Raw genomic sequence first — 19,054 nt, forward strand, 5'->3', positions numbered from 1 at the left:
TTTTATTGAATCTTTGCTTTAGCGCGAAGTTTTTGCATCATTTCTGAGAACTTTGCCTTTTGCCAATTCTTATCAGAGATGATCATCTGCTTCAACTGAGCCTTCATTTCTTCAAAGCTTGGGGCTTGAATATCGCGAGAGTCAATCACTTTAATGATGTGCCAACCAAACTGTGACTTCACAGGCTTGTCAGTAATTTGCCCATTTTTGAGTTGGACCATTGCCTTAGAAAACTCTGGTACTAATGCTTTATCGCTAACCCAACCTAGATCGCCGCCATTTTTAGCAGAGCCAGGGTCGAGCGACTTTCCCTTAGCGATTTCTTCGAAATTAGCGCCTGCCTTAAGCTGCGCAGTAATTGCCTTGGCATCCGCTTCTTTTTCTACCAGGATATGTTCTACGTGATATTCCTTACCACTGTATTGCGCCTTTGCAGATTCATAAGCGGCTTTCAGATCCGCTTCTGCAACACCTTCTTTTTCAACATAATCCTCAAATACAGCGCCAACTAAAACTCCCATGCGTGCTTGCTCTAATTGCTCGCGCACCATTTCATTCTGAATGACGCCGCGCTTGTCAGCCTCCTGCAATACCAATTCACGGGTTACCAACATCTCACGAGCTTGATCGCGTACGTGCGGGTTATCGGGCTGTCCTGAACGTTGAACTAGCTTATCTAATTGGGCTTTAGGAATCGCTTTGCCATTCACGATGACGGCATTTTGTGCGATTGCATTTGCAGATAAAAGAGCGGCTCCAAGAAGGCTTATTGAGAGTATTTGACGTTTATTGATCATGGTTTTGATAATTAAATTAAAGGGAATAGCGCCATTCTAAAGTAGCCCTAGACAGCAACTTCGTCTGGGGCTAGGGCGGCAATGGTTAAAGCATGAATTTCCTTGGGAATATGGCGATTCAAGGCAGCATAAACAGCTCTATGACGTGCCACTAGGTTCAAACCCTTAAACTCTGGGGCGATGATTTCAAGTCGAAAGTGGCCGCCGCCACTAGCCGCGCCTGCATGGCCAGCATGAAGATGACTTTCATCTTCAATCTTTAAGGCTTGTACCTGAAAAGCTTTGCGAAGATCTTCATCGAAAGCGGCAATGCGTTGTTGATTGATGCTCATTCGCTTGGATGCTCCATATGCTTAGAGAGCCAAACCCCTTGAAGAATGACAAAAACCAATAAGAGACCAGTACTTCCAAACAACTTAAAGTTAACCCATGTTTCTTCTGAGTACTCAAAAGCAATATAAAGATTAAGTGCACCCATGATAAAAAAGAATATAGCCCAAGCTATATTGAGGCTATGCCAAACTGAATGCGCAGATTCTGCTTTAAGCGTTACCTGCTTTCCCATTAATACTTGTATCCAATTCTTTTGAAAAAACTGAGCGCTGATGAATAGGGCGCCTGAAAAGAGCCAGTAAAGAGCTGTTGGTTTTAACTGAATAAATGTTTTGTCATGCAAGAAGATTGTGAGGCTACCAAACACAACAATCATGACAAGACTTATCCATTGCATGGCATCGATCTTGCGATGGCGGTAATAGACCCAAAGAATCTGTACGATAGTGGCCACCATGGCTACGATGGTTGCTGTGTATATGTCGCCCAGCTTAAAGGCGACAAAGAAGAGAATAATGGGGAATAGGTCGAATAAAAATTTCATAAAGTGATTATCCAGCTATTTACTTACTCTTTCGATTTTGCGGGAATAGCATTGCCGCTTGGCTCAAAACTCAAGGAGGCCGAGTTAATACAGTAGCGCAAACCTGTTGGCATAGGGCCATCCTCAAATACATGACCTAAATGGGCATCACAATTTGCGCAACGTACTTCGGTGCGAATCATGCCACGAGTAGTATCTCGAATTTCCTTAATGGAGGATGCAACTTCTGGGGCGTTATAGCTTGGCCATCCGCAACCAGCGTCGAACTTGGTCTCTGATAAGAAGAGTGGCGTACCGCAGCAAACACACTGATAGCGACCCTTGTCCCAATGATCCCAGTACTTGCCGGTAAAAGGTCGCTCGGTTGCCGCTTCTCGAGTGACTCGATACTCTATATCACTTAATGACTGCTTATATTCTTGATCTGTTTTTTTCATGTTGACTCCAATAATATGATTTTCTTATAGAACGCCTATGAGGAGCAGCTTACTTCGACCATATCCATATCAGGTGGTGGAGCTAGTGAGTAAGAAGCAAAATCTGGCTGCTCATCAAAGGGGTTGCTTAAAACCTTAAGAAGCTTTGATACCTCAGAAAAGTCTTTTTTCTGCGCCTGCTCAATGGCAAACTGGGCGAGATGATTTCGCAGGATGTATTTTGGGTTTACCCGATTCATTGCTAGGTGTCGCTCTGAATCATGGCTAGATTCACTCTGTAAGCGGGCTAAGTAATCAACGAACCAAAGATCAATTGCATCACGGTCAATAAAATCATGTCTTAAGGAAATCTGCGAAATATTCACATTTGAGTTGAGCTTTCCAAGGTTGCGAAAGAAGTTCGTGAAATCCACTTTTGAATCATGCATTGCCTGTAATAAGCGCTCAATCAGAGCGACGTCCCCATCTTGCTCGGTACTAAATCCTAATTTGTTACGAAACAATGCTTGCCACTTATTCGCATAAATAACCGGAAACTCCTCAAGGGCAGCACGTAATTGCTCTTGCGCTTCTTTTTCGCTATGGCGGAGCTCGAACAGTGGAATCATAGCGCTGGCCAAGCATGCCATATTCCAATGCATGATTTGTGGTTGACGATGGTAGGCATAACGACCACCTTGATCGCTATGGTTGCAAATATGATCGATCTGAAACTGGTCTAAAAATCCAAAAGGGCCATAGTCAATCGTCAATCCAAGTACGCTGATATTGTCACTATTGAGAACTCCATGACAAAAGCCCACAGCCTGCCATTGAGCGACTAATTTGGCATTGCGCGCACTAATTCTTTTGAATAAATCTAAATAGGGCTCGTTAGCCTGCAGGGATTCTGGGTAATGTATTTCTATGAGGTAATCTGCGAGCTCTTTTAACCTTGCATGATTTTGTAGTGAAGCGTAATGCTCAAAGTGTCCAACCCGAATAAAGCTTGGCGCCAAGCGAGCACAAACTGCTGCAGTCTCTAAAGTTTCCCTTCTGACAGGCATGTCTGAGCCAACAATTGATAGCGCTCTTGTAGTTGGAATTCCCAAAGTATGCATTGACTCGCTGCATAAGAATTCCCTAATAGATGAGCGCAATACAGCACGACCATCACCCATGCGGGAGAATCGCGTTATCCCAGCTCCTTTGAGCTGTAATTCTTGTCCAGCAATATCGCCTAACAATATTGCGCGTCCATCACCCAGTTGACCAGCCCACACCCCAAATTGATGTCCGCTATAGGCTGTTGCTATAGGATTTGGAAATTGATGATTGGTTGTATTTAAACCGTTCCCAGACAATACCTCTAGCCATGTTTTATCTACGGGAAGATTATTTTCGTCCAGGTCGATACCCACCAATTTGGCGGATGTGGGTGAAAATGCGACCCAGTAGGGATTGGGTATCGGGGTGGGGAGGGTTGCTTGGCAGGCATCATCGCCGCGTAAAGTAAAGGCCATAGAGGTATTCTAGGTGGATTTACTAAATCACGTGCATGGCTCTAAAATTAACCCATGAACAAACAAGTCCAAATGAATCCACAGACCCAGTTAGCTAATTTAGGCGAGGAATTGAATGTGCCTTTTTTAAAGCTTTTAGGTGTTCGTTGTTTAAGTGCTGAAATGGGCAAAGGGGAGATTTTGCTAGCCCTCAAACCCGAGCATAACAATACCTGGGAAGTCGCACATGGAGGTGTTTTGTTAACGCTGATGGATGTAGCTATGGCTGTTGCGGCACGTTCCGGCGATCCCGGCGATCGCAGTGTGGTGACCATTGAGATGAAGAATAATTTCATGCAAGCTGCAACCGGCGTGCTGAGAGTCAAGGCTGATACAGTTCGCAGAACAGCAACAATGGCTTTTTGTGAAGCCAAGCTTTATAACGATCAAGGTGAAATTTGCTGCATGTCTACCGGCACCTTCAAGTATCTGAAGCGCTTAGCAACTCGCAATGCGGATGGTGATCGAGTTATAAACGATGATGGTCGCTATGAATAATGCTACACGGATAAATTTGAATCTGATGCAGAGCTAAGGGCACCTGTAACAACGTCATGGCCTACAGTTCCTGAAGCATCAAAGCGACGCTCCACCATCTCAAACTGACCATCTTTCCTCACCCTTAAAACTGTACTTGAACGCGTTCCATAAGCAGGAGTTTTAATAAACGCTGGTGAGAGTGCTTTCTCCCATTCGCGACTAACCCCCGTGCTTGGAAGTTCGTCATCACTGGCGTGATGGGTGTCTGCTAATAGCTTTAAATACGGATCTGCATTTTTAAGTTGTCCTTGATCCATTGCCAAAGCCTGAGCAAATGCGGCTACACGATGATTTACTTTGGGCCACGGGGTATCAAGCATGGCATTGGATAAACCATAAACTCCTGGCTCTAACGTCTGCTGTGGAAAAACTTTGCGTGGACGAATACTTTGCCCCATCATCATGCGGTTGCTAACCCAATGCATTTCGGCATTTGCTGGGTCACTTAAATCCGCCATCAAAAGATTAAAACCGTTGTATTGCTGAAAGCGTTTTGCATTGCCTTGGATAAATTCAGAGGGGCGCTCATTGCCAGTGAGATACATCAAAGATAGTTCCCCACGCGTTCTAGAATCGGGATTTTTTTCGCTAGGCGCTCGAACATTCGTTAAGGCTGCAAATTTTCCGGTCTTGGTAAATCCAAGCCAGGTGCCAGGACTACCCAATACATCAGCGCGATCTCTACCTGCTAAAACATGAGGATGTTCAGACCACCATGAAACGCCATCGGTATTGCGTTCATAAAACTCATCACGGTTCGCTGCTACCACCAGTGAATATTCTGGGTGAGAATTCCAAGCGAAGAGAATAAGGCACATAAGGGTTATTAAATTTCGAGCAAAGGGTAGGGCAATAAATCTAGTTTTAACACAGGCCCTTCAGCGCTACCAAGATGAATTTCCCCATTTTCAAGCGCCTCTAACTTGCACTCGATCTGAAGGTCAATGCGTTCCTTATCCTCTGGAGAATATGCAGATAGAACCACCATTCCTGCTGGCTGGGAGGGATCATTGGAGTGGAAAAGTTCAACACCCGGCATGGCCAAGTTTTCATCCGAACTACCGCTATCTATATGAGCAATCTGGAGTCGACGCTTAATGGCGCCACGATATTGACTACGAGCAACGATTTCTTGGCCTGGATAACACCCTTTTTTAAAATCAACTCCGGCCACAGATTCAAAATTAATCATTTGGGGCACAAATTGCTCCTGGGTTGCTTGAACAATTCTAGGGATTGCACTTAAGACCTCAAGCGTATTCCATGCTTGAAGCATTTCACTAGAATCACGTGCACTTGATTGTTCATCAACAGGGATTGCAAACAAAAGACGGGCAACCGATTGATTGCTTGCCAAAAAATCGGGCATGCGTAAGGCTATAGCGCTAGGATCTAGCTTAAATTCGACAACCTGATTCTCAGAACCATGCAGCCCAGAAATAATCCAATCCTCGGTTACATCGGTAACTTTTACCTTTGAGCGCAATACAAACATGGATAAGCGTTTTGCTGTACTTGCGGCAATATCTTTCGAAATAAATAAAGCAAAGCGATCTTCGGCGTTCTCGTCAGATGGAAACAGTCCGAGCCATGCGCTTGCAAGCAATCTCCCTTTAGGGCTGCAATAACCTACTAGGCGGACACCCGAAAAATTTTGGGCCATTTGACCGGGAAGGGTGCGGTTAAGCCCCAAAACTGAATTTGTTAATTGATTTTGTAAAAAGCTTGCAGCATCTGGGCCCTCAACCTGGATCAATCCCCACTGCGGCAAATTGCAGGGTAGGGAAGTAAGGTTATTTAGCCAGTTTTGCTCAATTTTTGGGGTATTTATCATGACCCTTTTATCATAGCCTGATGAGCAGAAAAATTCAGAGCAGATCTCTATTTATTAAGAAAAAGTCAAAAGATCGAGGTCTCAAGTATTGGTTTGCCCTTCTGTTAATCTTCCTAGGTCTAATTTATGGCGGTATTTTTTTACTGCCAGTGGTGCCCAACACTCCCAATGTCGATAGCGCACCTGTTTATAAAGTGAAGATTAATCCGAATTCAAGCCTTTCTAGCATTGCCGATCAGTTGGGTGAGCAAGGCTTATCGATCAATAAATTCACTATCCAGGTTGGCGCTAGAAGTATTTTCGTGGGATCAAAACTAAAGCCTGGCACCTATATGTTTCCAGTAGGAGGGAGCCTCGGAAAAGTGTTACTGCAAATAGCACGCGGTGACCGAGTGAGGGAAAGTATTGCGATTATTCCGGGTATGTCTATCTGGCAACTGCGGAGCATCATCGATATGCACCCAGCTCTCATCCATCAAACCAAGGGTATGAGCAATAAGAATTTGCTGCAATCCCTCAATCTTAGCTACCCCAGTGATGAAGGACTTTTTCTTCCTGATACCTATATATTTGACCCAGATGAACCGGATTTAAATATTTATCGCCGAGCCGCACAAGCCATGCAAAAGCAGCTAAACCAGGCTTGGGAACAAAAGGAGCCTGGGCTTCCCTTAAAAACACCCTATGAACTCTTAATTCTGTCTTCCATCGTCGAAAAGGAAACTGGCCACGTAAGCGATCGGGATATGATTTCTGCGGTATTTATAAACAGACTCAATAAAGGAATGCCTCTTCAAACCGATCCCACGGTTATCTACGGAATAGGCTCTAAATTTGATGGAAATTTGCGGAAAGCGGATTTACGCAAAGACACTGCCTACAATACCTATATGCATAAAGGTTTACCTCCTAGCCCCATCGCAATGCCCAGTAAAGACTCTATTTGGGCAGCTGCACATCCTGCTAAAAGTGAGGCCTTATTTTTCGTAGCCAAGGGTGATGGTAGTAGTCACTTTTCTCAAAGCTTAAAAGAGCATGAGTCTGCAGTAGATCGGTATCAACGCAAAATTGCGCCTGGAAAGGGCGCCAACTAAATTCATTTGACTATGACATCAGCACAAAACGGATATTTCATTAGTTTCGAAGGTATCGATGGCGCAGGAAAGAGTACGCACGTCGACGCCTTTAGAAATTTGATGCAAGAGCGCTACCCAAACAAGGAGGTAGTGATGACACGTGAACCTGGTGGTACTGGTTTGGGCGAGCAATTGCGCAATCTACTTTTAGATGCCCCCATGAATTTGGAAACTGAGGCCTTATTAATGTTTGCTGCACGTCGTGAACATATTGCACAGGTCATTGAGCCAGCGCTGTCGGCAGGAAAGATTGTTATTTCAGATCGCTTTACAGATGCTAGCTTCGCCTACCAAGGCGGTGGTCGCGGCTTGAGCTTAGCAAAGTTAAATGAATTAGAGCGCTGGGTTCAGGGTCGCCCTGATGGTTCACTTTTGCAACCCAACTTAACGATCCTATTTGACTTACCTGGAGAGGTTGCAGAGGCACGACGCTCCAAGGTTCGTGCCCCAGATAAATTTGAAAAGATGGATCTAGATTTTTTCGAAAGAGTTCGTCAGGAATACTTGAGAAGAGCCAAGGATGATTCATCACGCTTTCATCTAGTCGATGCAACGAAAACCCCTGAAGCCATTTGGGGCGGCCTGAAACTTATTCAGATTGCGATTTAAGTGAAGCAAGATAATCTGATGGCGCCTTGGCTTAAGCCTTTATGGGAAAGCTTGGATTTCGCCAACTTCCCCAATGCGATTTTGTTGCACGGCCAGTCTGGTATCGGTAAGTTTGCGTTTTCTGTTGAGCTTGCAAAGGCACTTCTTTGCGAGAATTTAAATGCAGCAATAAAACCCTGCAATCAATGCGAAGCCTGCCACTGGTTTGATACGGGCAACCATCCGGACTTTATTGCTTTAGTTCCTGAAACGCATCGAAAACTCCTACCTCACGCTGATTATGAGAGTGACGATGCACCTAAAAGAGGTAAAGCGGCACGTGATGATGACAGTGATTCAAGCGAAAAAAAGGAGAAGAAAAATATCTCTATTGAAGAAACCCGTCATGCCATAGAAAATCTTTCCATTGGCTCACATCGTGGTGGCAATCGTGTGGTATTGATTTATCCCTTAGAAATGTTGCGCACGGACTCCGCTAACACTTTATTAAAATCTCTAGAAGAACCTCCAGCCAACACCATCTTTATATTGTTAGCCGATCGTGTTGATCGCGTCTTACCTACTATTAGATCGCGCTGCCGACTTCTGACTGCACCACGCCCTGATCGTGAGCAAGGATTGGCTTGGCTAAAAACCCAGGTGAATAATATTAACGGCCTAAAAGTGAATGATGGGGATGTCGAGACCATTTACGATGAGCAGGGTGGGGCGCCATTCTCAGTGTTGAGCTCTTTGATCGCAAGACACAATAAAGATGAGAAGGATGAGCTCACGCTATCAATTCAGGCATCACGCTACTTATTGCAATCGATGGCTCAGGGTGCGGGAATGAATTGGCTAGATGCAGCTGAGAAGACATACAAGGCTCAATACGGCTTTCTTTTGGCAAGCATGCAACGCTGGATCTCAGATTTGCAGTCAGTTGCCCACGGTGGTGCACCACGTTATTACCCAAAGCACATATCTACCCTTCAGGGCCTTTCAAAAGGAGTAAACGTTCAAAAAATGCTCCAGCTATGGAAGTCTCTGGTACAGGCTCGTCGCCATGAAAATCATCCTCTAGCCAGCCGCATCCAGTTAGAAGCATTGCTTTCTCAATACCAGCAGATTTTTGGCTCATAGAATTAACTCAGGCAGTCTAAAATAACGAGTCATGTTCATAGACTCCCATTGCCACCTCGATTTCCCGGAATTTCAATCCCGTTTACCGGAAGTATTGAGCAATATGCAGTCGGCCAAAGTAAGTCACGCTTTGTGTGTATCGGTTGATTTGCCGGACTTTCCTAACGTACTTAAATTAGCGCAAGATCATCCCAACCTCTTTGCGTCTGTTGGCGTTCATCCTGATTACGAAGACACCCCTGAACCTACCTTTGATTTTCTGGTTGAGACGGCTTTAAAGCATCCTAAAATCGTTGCAATTGGCGAAACAGGACTTGATTACTACCGGATGGGTGATCGCAGTTATGAGTCCATGGAATGGCAACGAGCGCGGTTTAGAACCCATATCAGAGCTTCCATCGCATCTAAGAAGCCTCTCATCATCCATACAAGGGCCGCCTCTGAGGACACCATCAAAATCCTCAAAGAGGAGGGCGCTCAACAAATTGGCGGGGTGATGCATTGCTTTACTGAATCCTACGATGTTGCAAAGGCGGCCATGGATATGGGGTTTTTTATCTCTTTTTCGGGTATTGTGACCTTCAAAAGCGCTAAAGAACTCCAAGAAACCTGTAAACAGGTGCCCCTGGATAGAATGCTCATTGAGACAGATTCACCTTATTTGGCACCCATCCCATATCGCGGCAAGACAAATGAGCCTGCATGGGTATCTAAAGTCGGTGAATATATTGCCAATCTCAAAGGTGTATCCATTGAAGACCTGGCTAATCAAACTTCAAGTAATTTTTATGAATGTTTTCATATAGATAGGAAATTTTCATGAGAAATAAGATTAAGATAATTATCTGCATGCTTGGTGTTTTATTTAGCCTAAACAACTTCGCTTTAGCCCAATCAGATGCTGATATTGCTGATTTCGCCAAAGCAGCTAAATTTAACGATGTTTCTACCGTTAGATCTCTGGTTTCTAAAGGTGTTAGCCCGAATTCAATCGATGCCAAAGGTGAATTAATGCTGAATCTAGCAATTAAGGACAAGTCTGTGGATGTTATCACGTTTCTAGTGACTAATAAGGCTACTGATGTGGATATTTCCAATAAATTCGGCGAAACACCACTCATGATTGCATCCATTGAGGGCAATTTAGTCCTTGTAAAGAGCCTCATACAGGTACAAAAAGCTCAAATTAATCACATAGGGTGGACTCCATTGCATTACGCATGTTCAAGGGGTCACCTTGACGTTGCCCAGTATTTGCTCGCCAACGGAGCTATTGTTGATGCTCCTAGTCCTGGCAATACAACGCCTCTAATGATGGCGGTTCAGTCTGGAAATGAAGCATTGGTTAAGTTATTGCTAGATAAAGGGGCCGATCTGCAGGTACTTAACTCACAAGGATTTACAGCAATTGATATTGCACTCATTTACGAGAAGCCATGGATTGCAGAAGGCTTAAGTTCACGCTGGCAGAAGCTTTATAAGCAGCCTTATGTGGCGCCTAAGGTTCTTGGTCAGCCTAAATCCTGATATGCCTATCTGCGTATAATCATTATTATGTCAAATAAGATAAATTTGTAATCCAACCCACTCAAGAACGATCATGCTTAGCCTTTTTCAAAATACTGACCTTCCTAGCTTTGGAACCTTATTCAATGAGATCAATACAGATATGGGTAATGGTCAGATCTGGGTGATTGTCGTAAGTGCATGCCTGATGCTGGCTGTTCATGCGGTTGCTGTTCTGGGCATTGCTGGTGCATTTCATGCTATCGATCAAGTCATGACGAGACGGCGCATTGTTGGAGCAAGCTTTCTTTCGTATTTCGCAGCCATACTCTTAGTAATTGCTATCCATTTAGCTGAAATCGTAGTCTGGGCCTACATTTGTGTAGCCTTAAAGGTGTTCCCAACCAACCCGCAAACCTTTTACTTTGCCGGTGAAATGTATACGACTGTTGGATATGGTGATTACAAGTTATCAGAGCAGTGGCGTATTCTGCCCATCATCATCTCTTTTTCAGGGATTTTTGCAGTATCAATGTCAGGTGCCGCCTTGTACACAATGATGGGTGCACTGCTAGGACACAATAATCAAAACCCGAGATCTGGATCTTGTTTTTAGAATTAAGGCGTAACAACAGTTGCAATAGGGTTCTTTTGCTTGAAAACAAGCTCAAGCACCCTTCCATTCGACTCTTGAGAGCGAATACGTCCCGGTAGCCACTCAAGGTCTTTTGCAAGCCAGATGTCTACCTGTCGCTTGTAAGGGTCGTTTTCTCGTTGCATTAAGGCGTAATGACGATTTACAGCCTTGCCTAGGCTGGGAATATCCTCTGAAGTCACCTCACCATAGCTCTTAAAGTTCCACATCTCTAGGGTGTTGTAGTCAACCACCGGAATTTGCCGAATAGACCCTGCCTCATCCAATTTGCTATCTCCATTTAATAATGAGGCTAGCTGGAACATTAAGCTGAAACGATCTTGGGTTCCAGGCAATATTTCCGGAGTGAACTCAGGTTTCTCGGAGAAGAACATCTGCCCTCGCCCACTTTCATTTCTATCGAAGCGTGAATAACGAGGGGTTTTTGTGCCCCGCTGTGACCAATAGAGAATTGGGGCTATTCCATAGGAATCAACCGAGCCACGAGATTCAAAAACAAATGGGCCAACAAATGCATACGGGATGTTGATATAGAGGCGATAGTTATTGCCATCAACCCTCCAATCGATCTCACCGGTTTGATACTTTTGACCATCCACGTAAGAGTCGTAATAAATGATGCCTGACTCGGGTAATTTAAAAGCTACGCCCGCTTGATTGGAATCGCCTCCCTGCTGACCGGTAGTAGTTGAATTCAAGTCCTCAACCACGTTGGTAGAGTCCGTTTTCTTTGGAATCTTCTTGGGGGCTTTTGAAATTTGAATCTTCTTAGGGGGATCTACTTTTAGTTCGGTCCTAATAATTAAGTCATCTGCGATTGGCGCAAGTTCAGAAAAAGAAAAAAAAGGAAGTCCAAAAAAGAGAATGAGATGTCCTAATACCGATAGCAGCAAAGCTGCAAGAATGATTCTGAAGGAATATATCTTGGGAAGGTGAAAAAAATTACACCGCCCTATTCTTGGGCTCAGAGCAGACTCTCTAAGAGTCGGCTATTTTTAGGAAGATTAGCCGCAAGGAAGTCCATTTGGTCCGCCAAGATATTGCGACCCTTCAGGATCATATCCTCATAAAGACTGGGTAAATACGGCGTATACAACAATGCCATGCCGGCCTGCTCTGGGGTCCGATTGCCTTTGCGTTGATTACATGGCCTGCAGGAGATTACTAAGTTCATCCAACTGTATTTGCCGCCGCGACTATTGGGAATGATGTGTTCGGCTTCTGCTTGGTTTTCATGAATAGCATCGCCACAATAGGCACATAGTCCACGATCACGCTTAAACAGTTTATGTTTTGTAATTACGGGAACCACATCAAAAAGATTGATCTTGGCACTTCCCTTTACCGCAATGATGGAGTGCAACTCGATAATGGATTGTTTGCCGGTAGATCTTGAAATGCCACCGCGCATTTGGAAAATGGGGCCACCTAAAGTCCACAAAACGCTACTATCAGCATATTGTTTGGTGGCTTCTTCTGCATTAACCCAGCCCTGGGGAATTCCACCTGCGTCTAATTTCAAGATGCTCAGCACAAACTCTCCTTTCTAGACAGCGCAAATGAGCGGCAGTCGTTTAGATCATCTTACAGAAGAAGCGGGCAGCAATCAATCTACCATCAAGAGATGAAATTCAGAACTTTGGGTAAATGAACTGGGTAATCTGAAATACCATGGTCACCCCCTTCAAGTACCAGTTGCTCTGAACCCTTGTAGAAATCAACCATTTCTTGCCAATCAAGGAGTTCATCCCCTTTTGCGGCGATTAGAAAGTAAAGCGACGGATTACTAATGGCTTCAACCTGTAGCGCCTTTAGTTCATCAATATATTCTGGGCGGAAATCGTAGGGTTCGTTGGTATCGTATGAGGTCAGCATTCCAACATGCGGGGCCAACTCTTTTGGCGCTCTAACTGCCGGATTGAGAATGATAGCTTTACAGCCAAATTTCTCAGCCAAGTAGTTGGTGTAGTAGCCACCCAAAGAAGAGCCGATAACCACTAAGCGATCATGTGTTGATGCATCAATATGCTGCATAACCATATCCATGCTGGCCTTTGGTGAAGCTAACAACTGAGGGCAATACCACTCAATTTGATTCTCTAATGTGGATAAGGCTTTTACTGCGTCCCCCGTCAAGACCGCTTTACTCGATCTTGGGGAGGAGCGAAAACCATGCAAATAAACTACTAAAGTTGAAGACATAGGATTGGCTTATGCCTTTTGTCCAATTTCAAAATTTGCAAGTTTCTCTAAAGCGCGCACCATTGCCGAATGATCCCAGGCTTTACCGCCATGAGCTGCACATGAATTAAATAATTCCTGTGCCGTAGCCGTATTGGGCAATGAAACACCCAAAGATCTAGCGCTATTGAGGGCAAGGTTCAAATCTTTTTGATGCAGTTCAATTCTGAAACCGGGATCAAAAGTACGCTTGACCATTCTTTCGCCATGGACCTCCAAGATCTTAGAGCTAGCAAAACCACCCATTAAAGCCTGACGCACCTTCGCAGGATCTGCACCAGCCTTAGAAGCAAACAAGAGCGCTTCTGCTACAGCCTCAATATTCAGGGCAACAATGATTTGGTTAGCTACCTTAGCCGTTTGTCCATCTCCATTTCCACCTACGAGATTGATATTTTTCCCCATCAACTCAAATACGGGCTTCACTTTCTCAAAGACGCCCTCATCTCCGCCAACCATGATTGAAAGGGTCGCATTTTTTGCGCCAAGCTCACCGCCAGAAACTGGAGCATCTAAGTACTCGCAGCCCAATGCATTTATTTTCTTAGCAAACTCTTTAGTAGAAATTGGCGATATGGAGCTCATATCAACAACAATCTTCCCTTTGGTAAGGCCGGATGCTATTCCGTTGTCACCAAACAGTACCTTCTCAACATCAGGAGTGTCTGGGACCATGGTAAAAATAATGTCGGCTTTGCTAGCAACTTCTTGAGGTGAGGAGCATTGCACTGCAGATGAAGACGCTAGCCCTTCCGGCACTTTGCTGCGAGTGTTGATAAACACTTCGTGCCCTGCATTAACTAAATGGCCGGCCATGGGCGCACCCATTATTCCCAAACCAACAAATCCTAGCTTTAATTGCTTATTCATACCATCTCCGTATTGTTATTTATTTAGATTTTTAATCCAGCCTAATCCTGCTTCAGTATTGGATGCTGGTTTGTACTCGCAGCCAATCCAGCCACGATAACCAATGCTATCGATGAACTGAAATAGATGCGGGTAATTAATTTCTCCAGTACCTGGCTCATTTCTACCGGGGTTATCCGCCAATTGAATATGAGCAATTTTAGAAAGATTGGTTTTTATAGTTTTGCAGAGCTCACCCTCCATGCGCTGGGCATGGTAGATGTCGTACTGAATAAATAAATTATCTGAGCCCACTTCATTCAGAATATCTAAGGCCTGCTGCGTACTAGATAAATAAAAACCTGGAATATCGAATGTATTGATTGGCTCTATCAGAAGTTTAATATTGGCATTTTTTAATTCAGTTGCTGCATAACGTAAGTTTGAAATTAATGTTTTATGCAATAACTCTTTATCAGCACCGTCCGGAATTTTTCCAGCTAAACAATTTAACTGCTTTACATCAAGCGCTTTTGCATACTTAATCGCTTTAGCAACACCCTCCTGAAATTCTGCAACACGATCTGGCAAACAGGCAATGCCGCGTTCACCCGCATCCCAATCACCAGCAGGTAAATTATGAAGAACTAATTTGAGCTTATTTTGCTCTAGCTTTTGCTTGATATCTTCAGCAGAAAAAGCGTAAGGAAAAAGAAATTCCACGGCCTGAAATCCAGACTTCGCTGCTTTTTCAAAACGCTCCATAAATGGCACTTCATTAAAAAGCATGGTGAGATTGGCGGCGAATTGGGGCATTTAAATTCCTTGTAGACAAAATAAGGCAAAACAATGTGATGTGAGATATTAACAAAAGATAACTATTTAAGCCTCATCAACGAATATCTGGCTTTATGGGCCAAATTAGCTCTCAAAATAGGCTAAGATTGAATTTAGTACCTTTTACATACAAGGAAAATAATGAATACTAAATATGCTCCGATTGCTTTGATTATGGCTACCCTTTTTATTGGATCCTCTTCGGCTTTTGCTCAATCTACACCAGCGGCCAAGCCAACAGTGATAGATGCTGCTGTAACTGACAATCGTTACCAGCTATATGAAGGTGAAGTAGTGAAGATCGACAAGAAGACTCGCACTATTACATTTAAAAATAAAGAGGGCGAATCTAAGTTTGTTGCTGGTCCTGACATTACCAACTTTGCCCAGATCAAAAAGGGTGATCGAGTTAACGTAAATTACGAACTTGCTGTAGCCATTGAGTTGATTAAGACTAAAAGTGATGGCGTTCGCTCAAAGGTTGAAACCAACACGGTAACCAAATCTAAGGCCGATGAAAAGCCATCTGAGACGATCACCAATAAAACAACCATCATTGCCGATATTGTTGAAGTGAATCGCGAGAAAAAACTAGTTTCCGTTAAGGGCCCTAGCGGCAAAATCACCACTGTTGCAGTTAAGAACCCTGCTCTGTTGGCGGATATCAATGTAGGCGAGCAAGTGAAAGTGATTTACTTTGACGCAATGGCTGCATCTATTAGCACGCCTAAGAAGTAATCTACTTGACCTGACCTTTGTAGAGTCAAAGGTCAGGATTACTCTGCTTCGGCAAAAAGTAAACTACTCAGCAGAGCTTTTTGTAAGCGACCTTCTCATGACGCTACGCATTTTTTGATCCCCCTCAACCATGAGCTTTAATCTAGTTTCACTGACCAACACAGCCATTTTTGCGTTGTATTGCTCACGGCGCAGAAGTTCTACTAGTACCCCAGTTAATACGGTATATGAGAGATAAACAAATAAGGTGGTTACATCCCTTTGGTCGACCACTGAAAGCGCCCCAAAAGGCTCCATAAAGAAAAAGATTAGTAATGGGGCACTCAAGGCAAGCGTAAGGAGCGCCGGGAAGATACCAAAAAAATACGCAATCACAATGGTATTAATTTGAAAGAAAAATAGAGGTAAAGATCCGCCTAATAAGGGGTGAAGGATGTAGCGTAGAGAAAAGGCGATTAAAACCCCAAAAACTGCGACTAAATAACCATGGCGTTTATTGGAGCACCAGCGTTTTGCGTTTAAGTTATGTCTCATCTTTATTTACCTATTTCGGTGTATCCTAACCCATCTCTTTGAATAAGCCCATATTTCGATGTTAGAGCCAGTTATTTCTCACTCCAAGCAGGATCTCACCATTCTTATCCCCGGCCTTAATGGCAGCGGCTTAGAGCTTGGACAACTACCCCGCTTTCTTGAGGTCGCCGGTCATGATGTTTTGATTCCAGAGATTCCAGGTTTTTTGTTTGGAGGTCCCGCAAGCAAATATGGTGGCTGGGTTCAGGAACTCCATCAAATTATTGACGCGCAGAAGGAAATCTACTCGACAGTTAATTTGGCGGGAATTAGCATGGGCGCTACATTGGCAACCCTAGTGGCTACGCAAAGAACGGATATCTCCTCTCTAGTGCTAATGTCGCCTGTTCTTAAATATGATGGCTGGTCTGTGCCGTTTTATAGACCCATTCTCGATTTTTTCTATTTTTTTGGCGTGCGCAAATGGGAATACTCGGAGCGAGAGCCTTTTGGTGTCAAGAATATTGATTTGCGTCGCCGCATTAGCGAAAAGTTTAAAACCTCCAAAGTCTCTGAGGTAGGTGCAGCCTCAATTTCAGCGCGCCATCTTCATGAGGCCAAGGGTCTTATGTCTAGCGCCAAAAATAACCTACAAAATCTTACATGTAGATTGCTCTTAATTCAGTCCGTGGAGGACGATACGTGTTCAGTATGGTCAGCAGAAGAAATACTTGAGCATTGCAAATCAGAGGTGCGCCGCGTTATATGGCTGGGAAATAGTTACCATATCGTGACGATCGATAACGAACGTGAAATTGTTCTTAACGAAGTGCTGAACTTCATCGCACAAACTAGCGCAGTTGAGCGGCATCAAATTGCTCCAGCAACCAGTGAAAACCGCAAAGTTCTTAAATTAAGAGCTGGCTACGAATAGAAAAAGCCCCCGATTAAGGGGGCTTTCAATTTGTCTTGGCGGAACGGACGGGACTCGAACCCGCGACCCTCGGCGTGACAGGCCGATATTCTAACCAACTGAACTACCGCTCCAAATACATCGCGTAACACAACATGATACAACTTTACTTCTACCAGAAGAATCTGGCGTCCCCAGGGGGATTCGAACCCCCGTACTCACCGTGAAAGGGTGATGTCCTAGGCCTCTAGACGATGGGGACTTGGACTACTACGTAAAACTATTTTAAATGCTTGGTGGAGATAAGCGGGATCGAACCGCTGACCTCTTGCATGCCATGCAAGCGCTCTCCCAGCTGAGCTATACCCCCGAAATCCCGCAATAAAACTACAAGACATCTAAAACAATCCAAGATTTTATCCTATTTTTGTGCAGTTGCGCAAATTCTCTATTGGATAACCTTAGAAAGCCTTTTGACAGCTTCTTCCTTGCCCAAAACAACCAATACGGAATCAATGGCTGGGGTCTGCGTAGTGGCAAATAATGCGTATCGAACTGGCATTGCTAATGCTGGCATTTTGATTTGGTACTTTGCCAATATTTGCTTAAAAACAGCCGCATAAGCTTCTTTAGTCGGCTCAGCAGTTGAAATAGCTTCAATCAAATCCTTCAATGCAGGAATAACTGCTTCGGCAATATTTTCTTTGATTTGCTCTGGGCTTAAATTGGGAGCGGGCAAATAAAACAGCTTAGCCCCCTCTGCAATTTCAATCAAAGTATTTGCGCGATCTTTTAATAAACCAACTACCTGAACAAAGTCTGGGCCGGATTCTGTATCTATGCCCATCTCATGAGCAAATGGCTTAGTTGCAGCTGCTAGTTTGACTGGTTCCGAATTCTGAATATATTGATGGTTTAACCAAAGTAATTTTTCTGGATTATGTTGCGCTGGTGAGCGACCTAAACTTTCCAAATCAAACCAGTCGACAAATTGCTCTTTAGTGAATACCTCAGCATCACCATGAGACCAGCCTAAACGTGCCAGGTAATTCAGGATTGCATCAGGTAGGTAACCTGCCTTTTGATAATCTCTCACACTCATCGCACCGTTACGCTTGCTCATTTTTTCACCGGCATCATTGAGGACGGTCGGCAAATGGGCATAGACAGGCGGGGTTCCACCAAGCGCCTTCATGATGTTAATTTGTCTAGGGGTGTTATTGACGTGGTCATCACCCCGAATAACGTGGGTGATGTTCATATCCATGTCATCAATCACTACGCAAAAGTTATAGGTAGGCGTTCCGTCTGGTCTAGCAATAACCAAATCATCCAACTCATCATTGCTAATTTCTATTTGACCTTTGACGGCGTCATTCCAAATTACTGACCCACCAATTGGATTCTTAAAACGGATTACTGGGTTTACACCTTCGGGAACAGGCGGCAATGTTTTGCCAGGCTCAGGTCTCCAAAGTCCGTTATAGCGCGGCTTTTCTTTATTTGCCATTTGCTGATCACGGAGTTTATTGAGCTCTTCTTCGCTCATGTAGCACGGATAGGCCAATCCAGAATCCAGCATTTGTTTTACTACTTCACGATATCGATCAATACGCTGCATCTGATAGATCGGACCTTCATCCAAATCAAGGCCGAGCCACGCCATTCCTTCGATGATGACGTCTACTGCTTCCTGCGATGAACGCTCAAGGTCAGTATCCTCAATACGAAGAATGAAGTCGCCTTTATTGTGGCGTGCAAAGGCCCATGGATACAGAGCGCTGCGAAGATTTCCCAGATGAATAAAGCCCGTGGGACTTGGGGCGAAACGTGTACGAATATGCATAAATCACATTATCTCAGGTCAGGCTTACTGTGACTAAAACCGAAAAAAAGTGGATACTTTGCC

The 19,054-nt window shown here is 44.2% G+C and carries 23 protein-coding genes and 3 tRNA genes; 9 read left to right on the forward strand and 17 right to left on the reverse strand.

The genetic code is table 11. The features are described 5' to 3' along the window. Positions 1-2 precede the first annotated feature (2 nt). Genes VC159_RS05595 through VC159_RS05615 form a run of 5 tightly spaced genes read right to left on the reverse strand, consistent with a single transcriptional unit; the run spans position 3 to position 3,613 of the window. Entirely contained in the window at positions 3-797 is a 795-nt protein-coding gene (locus VC159_RS05595) for a peptidylprolyl isomerase (protein WP_323473028.1), read from the reverse strand. A gap of 47 nt (positions 798-844) precedes the next feature. Then, positions 845-1,129, reverse strand: a complete 285-nt coding sequence (locus tag VC159_RS05600; RefSeq protein WP_215356804.1) for a BolA family protein — start codon at positions 1,127-1,129, stop codon at positions 845-847. After that, the gene (locus VC159_RS05605; RefSeq protein WP_323473029.1) at positions 1,126-1,674 is read right to left on the reverse strand and encodes a septation protein A; all 549 of its coding nucleotides are present in this window, start codon (positions 1,672-1,674) and stop codon (positions 1,126-1,128) included. The genes VC159_RS05600 and VC159_RS05605 overlap by 4 nt, the downstream gene beginning before the upstream one ends. 23 nt (positions 1,675-1,697) lie before the next feature. Continuing rightward, positions 1,698-2,111, reverse strand: coding sequence for a peptide-methionine (R)-S-oxide reductase MsrB (gene msrB, locus VC159_RS05610; protein ID WP_323473030.1), 414 nt, complete (start codon positions 2,109-2,111; stop codon positions 1,698-1,700). A gap of 35 nt (positions 2,112-2,146) precedes the next feature. After that, positions 2,147-3,613 (reverse strand): protein adenylyltransferase SelO, encoded by a 1,467-nt coding sequence (locus VC159_RS05615; RefSeq protein ID WP_323473031.1) that lies wholly within the window; start codon positions 3,611-3,613, stop codon positions 2,147-2,149. Between the two features lie 54 nt (positions 3,614-3,667). Here VC159_RS05615 and VC159_RS05620 point away from each other — a divergent pair, with 54 nt between their 5' ends. Next, positions 3,668-4,150 carry a PaaI family thioesterase gene (locus VC159_RS05620; RefSeq protein WP_215356800.1) on the forward strand — a complete coding sequence of 161 codons (483 nt, stop codon included), beginning with the start codon at positions 3,668-3,670 and terminating at the stop codon, positions 4,148-4,150. A gap of 2 nt (positions 4,151-4,152) precedes the next feature. On the opposite strand, the gene VC159_RS05625 is transcribed toward VC159_RS05620, so the two are convergent. Together VC159_RS05625 and VC159_RS05630 are read right to left on the reverse strand one after the other, a co-directional pair. Beyond that, positions 4,153-5,010: an NRDE family protein gene (locus tag VC159_RS05625; protein WP_323473032.1), complete on the reverse strand. Its 858-nt coding sequence runs from the start codon at positions 5,008-5,010 to the stop codon at positions 4,153-4,155. A gap of 8 nt (positions 5,011-5,018) precedes the next feature. Next, positions 5,019-6,026 (reverse strand): folate-binding protein, encoded by a 1,008-nt coding sequence (locus VC159_RS05630; protein ID WP_323473033.1) that lies wholly within the window; start codon positions 6,024-6,026, stop codon positions 5,019-5,021. A 20-nt stretch (positions 6,027-6,046) separates the two neighbouring features. Between VC159_RS05630 and mltG the strand changes: the two genes are divergently transcribed. From mltG to VC159_RS05660, 6 genes are all read left to right on the forward strand, one after another. Then, positions 6,047-7,120, forward strand: a complete 1,074-nt coding sequence (mltG, locus tag VC159_RS05635) for an endolytic transglycosylase MltG (protein WP_323473034.1) — start codon at positions 6,047-6,049, stop codon at positions 7,118-7,120. Between the two features lie 12 nt (positions 7,121-7,132). After that, positions 7,133-7,771 (forward strand): dTMP kinase, encoded by a 639-nt coding sequence (gene tmk / locus VC159_RS05640; RefSeq protein ID WP_323473035.1) that lies wholly within the window; start codon positions 7,133-7,135, stop codon positions 7,769-7,771. Further along, positions 7,772-8,893: a DNA polymerase III subunit delta' gene (locus VC159_RS05645; RefSeq protein ID WP_323473036.1), complete on the forward strand. Its 1,122-nt coding sequence runs from the start codon at positions 7,772-7,774 to the stop codon at positions 8,891-8,893. A 31-nt stretch (positions 8,894-8,924) separates the two neighbouring features. Then, positions 8,925-9,716 (forward strand): TatD family hydrolase, encoded by a 792-nt coding sequence (locus tag VC159_RS05650; RefSeq protein WP_323473037.1) that lies wholly within the window; start codon positions 8,925-8,927, stop codon positions 9,714-9,716. Further along, positions 9,713-10,420, forward strand: coding sequence for an ankyrin repeat domain-containing protein (locus VC159_RS05655; RefSeq protein WP_215356793.1), 708 nt, complete (start codon positions 9,713-9,715; stop codon positions 10,418-10,420). Before VC159_RS05650 ends, VC159_RS05655 begins: the two co-directional genes overlap by 4 nt. A gap of 73 nt (positions 10,421-10,493) precedes the next feature. Beyond that, positions 10,494-11,015, forward strand: coding sequence for an ion channel (locus tag VC159_RS05660; RefSeq protein WP_323473038.1), 522 nt, complete (start codon positions 10,494-10,496; stop codon positions 11,013-11,015). Between the two features lie 2 nt (positions 11,016-11,017). On the opposite strand, the gene VC159_RS05665 is transcribed toward VC159_RS05660, so the two are convergent. From VC159_RS05665 to hyi, 5 genes are all read right to left on the reverse strand, one after another. After that, on the reverse strand, positions 11,018-11,947 hold the full coding sequence (locus tag VC159_RS05665; RefSeq protein ID WP_323473039.1) for a DUF3108 domain-containing protein: 930 nt from the start codon (positions 11,945-11,947) through the stop codon (positions 11,018-11,020). Positions 11,948-12,018: 71 nt separating this feature from the next. Then, a complete protein-coding gene (locus VC159_RS05670; RefSeq protein WP_416350429.1) occupies positions 12,019-12,588 on the reverse strand; it encodes an HNH endonuclease in 570 nt (189 codons plus the stop codon). Between the two features lie 83 nt (positions 12,589-12,671). Further along, on the reverse strand, positions 12,672-13,256 hold the full coding sequence (locus VC159_RS05675) for a YqiA/YcfP family alpha/beta fold hydrolase (protein WP_323473040.1): 585 nt from the start codon (positions 13,254-13,256) through the stop codon (positions 12,672-12,674). A gap of 9 nt (positions 13,257-13,265) precedes the next feature. Next, positions 13,266-14,165, reverse strand: coding sequence for a 2-hydroxy-3-oxopropionate reductase (gene glxR, locus VC159_RS05680; protein WP_323473041.1), 900 nt, complete (start codon positions 14,163-14,165; stop codon positions 13,266-13,268). A gap of 15 nt (positions 14,166-14,180) precedes the next feature. Next, complete coding sequence (hyi, locus tag VC159_RS05685) at positions 14,181-14,960, reverse strand: hydroxypyruvate isomerase (protein WP_323473042.1); 780 nt, start codon at positions 14,958-14,960, stop codon at positions 14,181-14,183. A 162-nt stretch (positions 14,961-15,122) separates the two neighbouring features. Here hyi and VC159_RS05690 point away from each other — a divergent pair, with 162 nt between their 5' ends. After that, positions 15,123-15,719, forward strand: a complete 597-nt coding sequence (locus VC159_RS05690) for a hypothetical protein (RefSeq protein ID WP_323473043.1) — start codon at positions 15,123-15,125, stop codon at positions 15,717-15,719. Between the two features lie 63 nt (positions 15,720-15,782). Here VC159_RS05690 and VC159_RS05695 read toward each other — a convergent pair whose 3' ends face one another. Beyond that, a complete protein-coding gene (locus tag VC159_RS05695) occupies positions 15,783-16,253 on the reverse strand; it encodes a DUF4118 domain-containing protein (RefSeq protein WP_323473044.1) in 471 nt (156 codons plus the stop codon). A 58-nt stretch (positions 16,254-16,311) separates the two neighbouring features. Between VC159_RS05695 and VC159_RS05700 the strand changes: the two genes are divergently transcribed. After that, entirely contained in the window at positions 16,312-17,166 is an 855-nt protein-coding gene (locus VC159_RS05700; protein ID WP_323473045.1) for an alpha/beta hydrolase, read from the forward strand. 36 nt (positions 17,167-17,202) lie between these two features. Here the strand turns inward: VC159_RS05700 and VC159_RS05705 are convergent. From VC159_RS05705 to gltX, 4 genes are all read right to left on the reverse strand, one after another. After that, a tRNA-Asp gene (locus VC159_RS05705) sits at positions 17,203-17,279 on the reverse strand. A gap of 52 nt (positions 17,280-17,331) precedes the next feature. Beyond that, a tRNA-Glu gene (locus tag VC159_RS05710) sits at positions 17,332-17,407 on the reverse strand. A gap of 32 nt (positions 17,408-17,439) precedes the next feature. Further along, positions 17,440-17,515 (reverse strand) — tRNA-Ala (locus tag VC159_RS05715). A 78-nt stretch (positions 17,516-17,593) separates the two neighbouring features. Beyond that, a complete protein-coding gene (gltX, locus tag VC159_RS05720; RefSeq protein WP_323473046.1) occupies positions 17,594-18,991 on the reverse strand; it encodes a glutamate--tRNA ligase in 1,398 nt (465 codons plus the stop codon). Positions 18,992-19,054 lie beyond the last annotated feature (63 nt).

The sequence above is a fragment of the Polynucleobacter sp. JS-JIR-II-c23 genome, assembly GCF_035011225.1.
GTDB lineage: Bacteria > Pseudomonadota > Gammaproteobacteria > Burkholderiales > Burkholderiaceae > Polynucleobacter.

Bases quoted from the DNA above. Each gene is read 5' to 3' on its own strand.
- VC159_RS05595 (WP_323473028.1), bottom strand. From the start codon at position 797: ATGATCAATAAACGTCAAATACTCTCAATAAGCCTTCTTGGAGCCGCT.
- VC159_RS05600 (WP_215356804.1), bottom strand. From the start codon at position 1,129: ATGAGCATCAATCAACAACGCATTGCCGCTTTCGATGAAGATCTTCGC.
- VC159_RS05605 (WP_323473029.1), bottom strand. From the start codon at position 1,674: ATGAAATTTTTATTCGACCTATTCCCCATTATTCTCTTCTTTGTCGCC.
- msrB (WP_323473030.1), bottom strand. From the start codon at position 2,111: ATGAAAAAAACAGATCAAGAATATAAGCAGTCATTAAGTGATATAGAG.
- VC159_RS05615 (WP_323473031.1), bottom strand. From the start codon at position 3,613: ATGGCCTTTACTTTACGCGGCGATGATGCCTGCCAAGCAACCCTCCCC.
- VC159_RS05620 (WP_215356800.1), top strand. From the start codon at position 3,668: ATGAACAAACAAGTCCAAATGAATCCACAGACCCAGTTAGCTAATTTA.
- VC159_RS05625 (WP_323473032.1), bottom strand. From the start codon at position 5,010: ATGTGCCTTATTCTCTTCGCTTGGAATTCTCACCCAGAATATTCACTG.
- VC159_RS05630 (WP_323473033.1), bottom strand. From the start codon at position 6,026: ATGATAAATACCCCAAAAATTGAGCAAAACTGGCTAAATAACCTTACT.
- mltG (WP_323473034.1), top strand. From the start codon at position 6,047: ATGAGCAGAAAAATTCAGAGCAGATCTCTATTTATTAAGAAAAAGTCA.
- tmk (WP_323473035.1), top strand. From the start codon at position 7,133: ATGACATCAGCACAAAACGGATATTTCATTAGTTTCGAAGGTATCGAT.
- VC159_RS05650 (WP_323473037.1), top strand. From the start codon at position 8,925: ATGTTCATAGACTCCCATTGCCACCTCGATTTCCCGGAATTTCAATCC.
- VC159_RS05655 (WP_215356793.1), top strand. From the start codon at position 9,713: ATGAGAAATAAGATTAAGATAATTATCTGCATGCTTGGTGTTTTATTT.
- VC159_RS05660 (WP_323473038.1), top strand. From the start codon at position 10,494: ATGCTTAGCCTTTTTCAAAATACTGACCTTCCTAGCTTTGGAACCTTA.
- VC159_RS05675 (WP_323473040.1), bottom strand. From the start codon at position 13,256: ATGTCTTCAACTTTAGTAGTTTATTTGCATGGTTTTCGCTCCTCCCCA.
- glxR (WP_323473041.1), bottom strand. From the start codon at position 14,165: ATGAATAAGCAATTAAAGCTAGGATTTGTTGGTTTGGGAATAATGGGT.
- hyi (WP_323473042.1), bottom strand. From the start codon at position 14,960: ATGCCCCAATTCGCCGCCAATCTCACCATGCTTTTTAATGAAGTGCCA.
- VC159_RS05690 (WP_323473043.1), top strand. From the start codon at position 15,123: ATGAATACTAAATATGCTCCGATTGCTTTGATTATGGCTACCCTTTTT.
- VC159_RS05695 (WP_323473044.1), bottom strand. From the start codon at position 16,253: ATGAGACATAACTTAAACGCAAAACGCTGGTGCTCCAATAAACGCCAT.
- VC159_RS05700 (WP_323473045.1), top strand. From the start codon at position 16,312: ATGTTAGAGCCAGTTATTTCTCACTCCAAGCAGGATCTCACCATTCTT.
- gltX (WP_323473046.1), bottom strand. From the start codon at position 18,991: ATGCATATTCGTACACGTTTCGCCCCAAGTCCCACGGGCTTTATTCAT.